This window comes from Niastella sp., assembly GCF_045805085.1.
Lineage (GTDB): Bacteria > Bacteroidota > Bacteroidia > Chitinophagales > Chitinophagaceae > Niastella.
Genome location: NZ_JBJMLX010000256.1, coordinates 1 through 6,341, shown reverse-complemented (window position 1 = coordinate 6,341; position 6,341 = coordinate 1). Strand labels below are relative to the sequence as shown.

At 46.5% G+C, this 6,341-nt stretch carries 5 protein-coding genes; 4 read left to right on the top strand and 1 reads right to left on the bottom strand.

Annotation, left to right across the window (positions count from 1 at the left end):
* Positions 1-139: 139 nt before the first annotated feature.
* The 3 genes from ACJ751_RS13345 to rpsG all read left to right on the top strand — a co-directional run bounded on the left by ACJ751_RS13345 (position 140) and on the right by rpsG (position 2,228).
* Entirely contained in the window at positions 140-1,204 is a 1,065-nt protein-coding gene (locus ACJ751_RS13345; RefSeq protein ID WP_407745994.1) for a branched-chain amino acid aminotransferase, read from the top strand.
* 148 nt (positions 1,205-1,352) lie between these two features.
* Positions 1,353-1,733, top strand: coding sequence for a 30S ribosomal protein S12 (gene rpsL, locus ACJ751_RS13340; RefSeq protein ID WP_014220863.1), 381 nt, complete (start codon positions 1,353-1,355; stop codon positions 1,731-1,733).
* Between the two features lie 27 nt (positions 1,734-1,760).
* Complete coding sequence (gene rpsG / locus ACJ751_RS13335; RefSeq protein ID WP_209139396.1) at positions 1,761-2,228, top strand: 30S ribosomal protein S7; 468 nt, start codon at positions 1,761-1,763, stop codon at positions 2,226-2,228.
* 254 nt (positions 2,229-2,482) lie between these two features.
* Here the strand turns inward: rpsG and ACJ751_RS13330 are convergent, their stop codons facing one another.
* On the bottom strand, positions 2,483-5,107 hold the full coding sequence (locus ACJ751_RS13330) for a S8 family serine peptidase (RefSeq protein WP_407745993.1): 2,625 nt from the start codon (positions 5,105-5,107) through the stop codon (positions 2,483-2,485).
* Between the two features lie 240 nt (positions 5,108-5,347).
* Here ACJ751_RS13330 and ACJ751_RS13325 point away from each other — a divergent pair, with 240 nt between their 5' ends.
* On the top strand, positions 5,348-6,139 hold the full coding sequence (locus tag ACJ751_RS13325) for a M57 family metalloprotease (protein ID WP_407745992.1): 792 nt from the start codon (positions 5,348-5,350) through the stop codon (positions 6,137-6,139).
* The last annotated feature ends 202 nt before the right edge of the window (positions 6,140-6,341 follow it).

Genomic DNA, 6,341 nt, shown 5'->3' with positions numbered 1-6,341 from the left:
TCAGGCTCATTTTTTAAAATACGTTCTTTATCAAAGATATAGCTGTCTAGCGGATTAGTAGGTTTAACGAACGATTGTTAGCAATTTATTTGACAGCCCGGAACTTTATTTGTTTATTTGCGGCTCAAAAATACTGATTATGGTAGAAGCTTATAGTATTCCGGTTACAAATAATGAGCGTAGCCGGTTACAGGGTGTTACGCTCGAAAACATTCCTTTTGGAAGAACATTTACCGATCACATGCTGGAGGCGGATTTTGAAAACGGCGAATGGAAGAACGTGGAGATCAAGCCGTACCAGCCGTTGGTGGTAAGCCCGTCATTGGCGGCCATTCATTACGGCCAGTCTATATTCGAAGGCATTAAAGCCTATAAGAACGAAGCCGGGGAAGCTTACATATTCAGACCTTACGATAATTTTAAACGGTTCAATTTTTCAGCCGCCCGCATGGAAATGCCCGAGGTGCCTGAAGAGATCTTTATAGAAGGCATGCGCAAGCTCGTAGAAATGGATAAGAACTGGATCCCGGCGCTGAAAGACCATAGCCTGTATATTCGTCCATTCATGTTCTCAGCCGATGAAATGATCGGCGTACGGCCTTCGGAAACCTATAAATTCATGATCATCCTGGCGCCTACCGGTCCGTATTACAGCGCGCCCATGCGGATATATGTTGAAGAAAAATATACCCGGGCCGCACCCGGTGGGGTAGGGCAGGCCAAGGCGGCCGGTAACTATGGTTCCAGCATGTATGTAACCGCTCAGGCAAAGAAAAAAGGGTATGACCAGGTTTTATGGACAGACGTTTATGAGCACAAATATGTGCAGGAGATAGGCACCATGAATGTGTTCTTTGTAATTGGTAATAAGGCATATACGCCCGATCTGAGTTCCGGCACCATCCTGGCCGGCGTTACCCGCGACAGCGTAATGACCATCCTGGAGGAAATGGGCCTGAAAGTAGAAGAACAACCCATTTCTGTAGATATGCTTATGGATGCGTACCAGGCCGGGGAGCTGCGCGAGGTGTTTGGCACCGGTACGGCCGCCACGGTTTCACTGATCCGCGAGCTGCGATATAAAGATTTTGTCATGTCTTTCGATACCACCAAATGGACAGTTACCCCGGAAATTAAAAGCCGCCTGGATAACATTCGCGAAGGCCGGGTTACCGATAATCACGGGTGGATGTTCAAAGTCTGAGGTATTTTACGAGGGAAAAACGCTGTTTTTCAATTTATTTTGCACACTTTAGGCACATAAGCAGGATTGTCCTGAAAATTGGACTCAATTTTTTTGGTTATAAAATTAATCCGCTTACCTTTGCCGTCCCAAAATCAAAAGGTTAAGAATGCCTACTATACAACAATTGGTAAGAAAAGGAAGAGAAATCATCAAGGCTAAAAGCAAGTCAAGAGCATTAGACTCCTGTCCCTTCCGTCGTGGTGTGTGCACCCGTGTTTATACAACCACTCCTAAAAAGCCTAACTCGGCTTTGCGTAAAGTGGCCAAAGTGCGTTTAACAAACAAAGTAGAGGTTATCGCCTACATTCCAGGTGAAGGACACAACCTGCAGGAGCACTCAATCGTGCTGGTGCGCGGTGGTCGTGTAAAGGATTTGCCAGGTGTACGTTACCATATCGTACGCGGTAGCCTTGATACTGCCGGTGTTAAAGACCGTAAACAAAGCCGTTCCAAATACGGAACTAAAAAGGAAAAGGCTAAAAAATAATTTAGACAGCTCTACAAATTTTTATAAATGAGGAAGACAAAAGTCAAAAAGATTCCCTTAGCGCCTGATGCCAGGTACAATGATTTGATGGTAACTCGTTTTATCAACAACCTCATGTGGGAAGGTAAAAAGAATACAGCTTTCAATATATTCTATACTGCATTGGACCGTGTTGCTAAAACAACCGGTGAAAATGGGTATGAAGTATGGAAAAAAGCACTGAGCAACGTTACGCCTGCTGTAGAAGTACGCAGCCGTAGAATTGGTGGTGCCACATTCCAGATCCCAGCCGAAGTTCGTGTTGATAGAAAGGTTTCTCTCAGCATGAAGTGGTTGATCCGCTATAGCCGTGAAAGAAACGGTCGTAGCATGGCTGAAAAACTGGCTAACGAGATCGTTGCTGCCAGCAAAGGTGAAGGCGGTGCTTTCAAAAAGAAAGAAGATACTCACCGTATGGCTGAAGCCAACAAGGCTTTTGCTCACTTCCGCGTATAACACGTTAAGTATATCTTACCATATATACCCACCAGTTTCCTGGTGGGTTTTTTTGCGTTGTCTGAACTGGGATGTGTAGGATGAGTGGGATTTATGGGATGGTACCTGAATGGTAGCATAATGGTATCGGAATGGCCTGGGTATTGTCTGAGGATGCTCTGGAGACTGTACTGGAACCCTAGTCCATATGACCACTCTTAGACAACTCTCTGACCACTCCCTGACCACTCTTAGACAACTCCCTGAGCATTCCGCTACTGCACCATCACCTTGCCGGTAAATTCCTTCTTCCCATTCTTCTTTATTATCACAAAATAAACACCGCTTTTAAGTCCGTATAGGGGGATCGTTTCAACCGTTTGCTGCATCCGGTATTGTAATACCTGTTGCCCCAGTGTGTTGTACAGTAACAAATAGGTGTTTTGAGGCTCTTCCCGGGTAAGCACCGATAAGTAACCTGTTGCTTTTACCGGGTTAGGGAAAATAAGATAGCTGGTAGTGAGGAAGTAATAGATGCTTTGGGGATTACTGTATATCACCATCCCATTGTTGAGCTCTATTTTAACCCTGTAGGTATTTACACCGTCTGTCAGGTTCTTGTCGGCCCATTCAAAATAAAGTGTTGTTCCTGGTTGAAAACTTTGCAAAGGTTCATACCCGCTCCTGGTAAGCTTCTCAAACGTTATTCGTTGAACATTCAGGGTAGTGCCGATCTCGGCCATCAGCTCACCGGTATTTCCATTATCGAGGTCAACCAAAAAATTCTTCAGGTAACAGTCAACCCCCTGCATTTGATAGTTGATGGTGTACGCCTTCAGGCCGGGACGATCGGGGGTGACCATCGGTGCAACGGTGTACCACAAAAAATTACCCGGCTGGCGAATGATGATGCTGGTGTCGGAAGAAGTGGTAACAGGCTCCAGGTACTTTTGTCCCAGGCGAAATACCCGGTAGCTATTGATGCCGGGGATGCGGTCCCAGAACAGCATGGCAGAATCGGGACAATTAAATCCTACATGAATGGGTAATACCGGCGAAATAGTGAATGTGTCGGACGTAAACACCTGTCCATTGATGGTCATTCGTAACAGGGCAATGCTGCAGGTATCGGGTACATGCCAGTAGCTACTGCCTTGAGACAGGACAGTGGAATTATCTATGGTTTGCCAGCTGGCGCCTTTGTTAAGACTGTATTCCAGCGAGCCGGTATTGGTATTGAAAGTCGATGACCAGCGCAACAGGTTGTCTATACCACTTTGGGCATAATCCACAGCTGTAGGAAATTGCCATTGAAACTGATCGGCTGCATCGGTTTGCCAGGCAATGGAGAAGGGCTGATTACCACCGGAAGTAATAGAGGACCCCCTGACCCGAATGGTATAGGTGCCGGAAATGGGGTTGTCGATCGTGATCAGCTCAACCGTATTCAGGTTATCTTTTTTTCGCACGGCTGGTTTTAACAGGGAGTCGATGATAGGGGCCGGGCTGAGCACCCAGGGTTGCCAAACCTGCAGGTTGTTATCAACCAGCTCCAGGTCCAGGTCGTTCACCAATGCTTTGGGCGCGTTGGCGGTGGCAGCCGGGTCCATCCAGCACAGGGTGACCTTTACCTGCCGGGTATTGGCAGGCACGTTTATGGTAAAGGTTTGCGTGGCGCCTGGTGCCGCCGAACCAGAAAAGTATTGTTCCTTCACCAACTCCTGCAGGGCCTGGTAAGCGTTCAGGCTACCATAACCCGACTGATAATCGGGTCCTTTTGTACCCCGGTCATCGGCGCTATTAATTAAAGCTGCTTTTACCAGTGAGGCGGGTGGGAGGGCGCCGCCATGTTTTTCCCTGTAATACTGCTGAAGCAAAAGCACGGTGCCTGAGGTATGGGCGGCTGCGCCGGATGTTCCATCTTCACCAAATGCAATCAGTTCGGGTTTTATCCGTCCATCATAAGCCGGCCCGCGGGAACTGAGAAAGGCCACATTCCCAAACGAATCGGTAGCACCCACCGTTATGATGTTCTTGGCCATTTTAAAACTGCCGGTAAGGTTGGCCATATTGTTGATGCCTGCGTATGGACCATTGCTAACGAGGTTACCCGAATTACCTGATGAAAAAACATGCAGCAGTCCGGGATTATTAATAATACTGGCGTCGTAGGCGGCCGCATCGGCCCCATAATAATTTTCAATACCAGTTCCATAAGAATGGTTCTGTACCGAAATGCCGTATTGTTTATACACATTATCGGCATCGGGTAACAGGCTGGAGAAGTTCGAGGAGATGAGGGAGGCGGCTGACGCAACTCCGCTGCCGGTATAAAAAGAGTTTTCTCCGCCTGCAATGATGGTACACATGTACGAAGCATGTGAAGTAATGAGGTTAGCCGAGAGTGGGGTAGAAATATACCGCGCTTTATAATCGATGTCGGTAGTATCGGGTTTGTTTTCTTTTACCGATGCCACCATATTGGCGCCGGTTAACAGGGGGTACTGGCTGTGCACCAGGTTGATGGTGTTAAGGCTGTTATCGAAGGTGCCTACCGCCAGTTCTTCATGCGGAATACGGGGTATATCCACAAACCGTACAAAAGGTTGGTTCAACACAAATGAATCGAGGAGGGGGCCACTGGCTGAAACCACCAGCAGGCCACCAGCTTGTTCCTGGAGAATTTGAACAGGTAACTGTTTTGTACGAAAGTAGTTTTTGGCAGAATCGATGTTGGATGTAACAATCCAGAACACCTGTTCTTTTTTATCGGTGAACAACCGCCTGTTGTTTTGTAAAACAGGCGATAGTTTGCGGTTGACCGGAACTATAGCACGTTGCGCCTGTACTATCAGTACGGTGAATGAAAGGATAAGCAGCAGAAGCCCGGTTCGTTTCATGATACAATCTACAAAATTTGTGAATGATGGCGCCACACGGATCAATAATTTCGCCTAACCCTCCTGGACATACTAAATTTGACTGAAAACAATTTTTTAATAAGCTGTCTAAACGCCAATGATTTATAAATAAAAGTGCTTCTTCTGCAACGGCGTTGCTTAAATTACCTGAAAGTTATGTTATGAAATTTATTAAATTGAAGGAACCATCAATTTGTAAACTATTTAAACAAAACACTTATGAGAAAAATTTTTCAGGGGGCTGTGGTATTCACAGCCTGTGTTGTATTATTCTCCTGCCGAAAAAATGCTGCCAGTGAACAAACAGCCGCTCCCTCCGATGAAGCCCTGAGTAAAATTTATGCACTTGGATTTAGTAATAAAAATGTATCCCTGGATGAGGATGGGAATTATATAGTGGAAGGGGATATTGCGTTAAGCGAAGCCGATCTGAATGCCGTGCCTGATATGCAGTTTTTACGGATAGGCAGTGCTGAACAGTATCGTACCTATAATCTGGTGACCCGCCTGCCGCGCGTTATTACGGTTAGCATGGATCCAAAAATGCCTTCCCCTTATATAGCTGCCCTGGATGAGGCGCTTGGCCGTTACAATGCCGAAAAGCTGTTGATCACCTTTCAGCGGGTATCTTCAGGTGGCAATATTGCTATAGTAAAAGGGAATGGGAGTTACCTTGCCTCTTCAGGTTTCCCTACCAGTACCGGCAATCCTTACAACCAGGTAAAGGTGAATACAAGGGCTATCGGCAATCAGCCACAGGCTACGGTAGCCTCCATACTGGCGCATGAAATAGGGCATTGCATAGGATTCCGTCATACCGATTATATGGACCGCTCGTACAGTTGTGGCGGCCAGACAGTAAATGAAGGCGCTTCTACCATAGGAGCGGTATTTATTCCGGGCACCAACCCCAATCCGGATCCCAACTCATTTATGTTGTCGTGCATTGGTTCCGGCGAGGACAGGCCGTTCAATGCGAATGATAAAACGGCTTTAGCTTATTTGTATTAAGGCAGATGCTAATTCGTTGTACTAACCCTCTTGTATAAATGATTTTAGTAATCCCTGAAAAAACTTTTCCACAATAACGGTGACCCATACCGTGAATTGGGTAAAAAAGCGGTGTTATAATGGTGCTTCTGCAACGCCGTTGCCATTTTGCGCGGGTGTGTCTCTGGATAATTTCGGTAAATTGATAGGGTATCACGTGCAG

Excerpts from the sequence above, each read along its gene's own strand:
- ACJ751_RS13345 (WP_407745994.1), top strand. The coding sequence starts at position 140 with ATGGTAGAAGCTTATAGTATTCCGGTTACAAATAATGAGCGTAGCCGG.
- rpsL (WP_014220863.1), top strand. The coding sequence starts at position 1,353 with ATGCCTACTATACAACAATTGGTAAGAAAAGGAAGAGAAATCATCAAG.
- rpsG (WP_209139396.1), top strand. The coding sequence starts at position 1,761 with ATGAGGAAGACAAAAGTCAAAAAGATTCCCTTAGCGCCTGATGCCAGG.
- ACJ751_RS13330 (WP_407745993.1), bottom strand. The coding sequence starts at position 5,107 with ATGAAACGAACCGGGCTTCTGCTGCTTATCCTTTCATTCACCGTACTG.
- ACJ751_RS13325 (WP_407745992.1), top strand. The coding sequence starts at position 5,348 with ATGAGAAAAATTTTTCAGGGGGCTGTGGTATTCACAGCCTGTGTTGTA.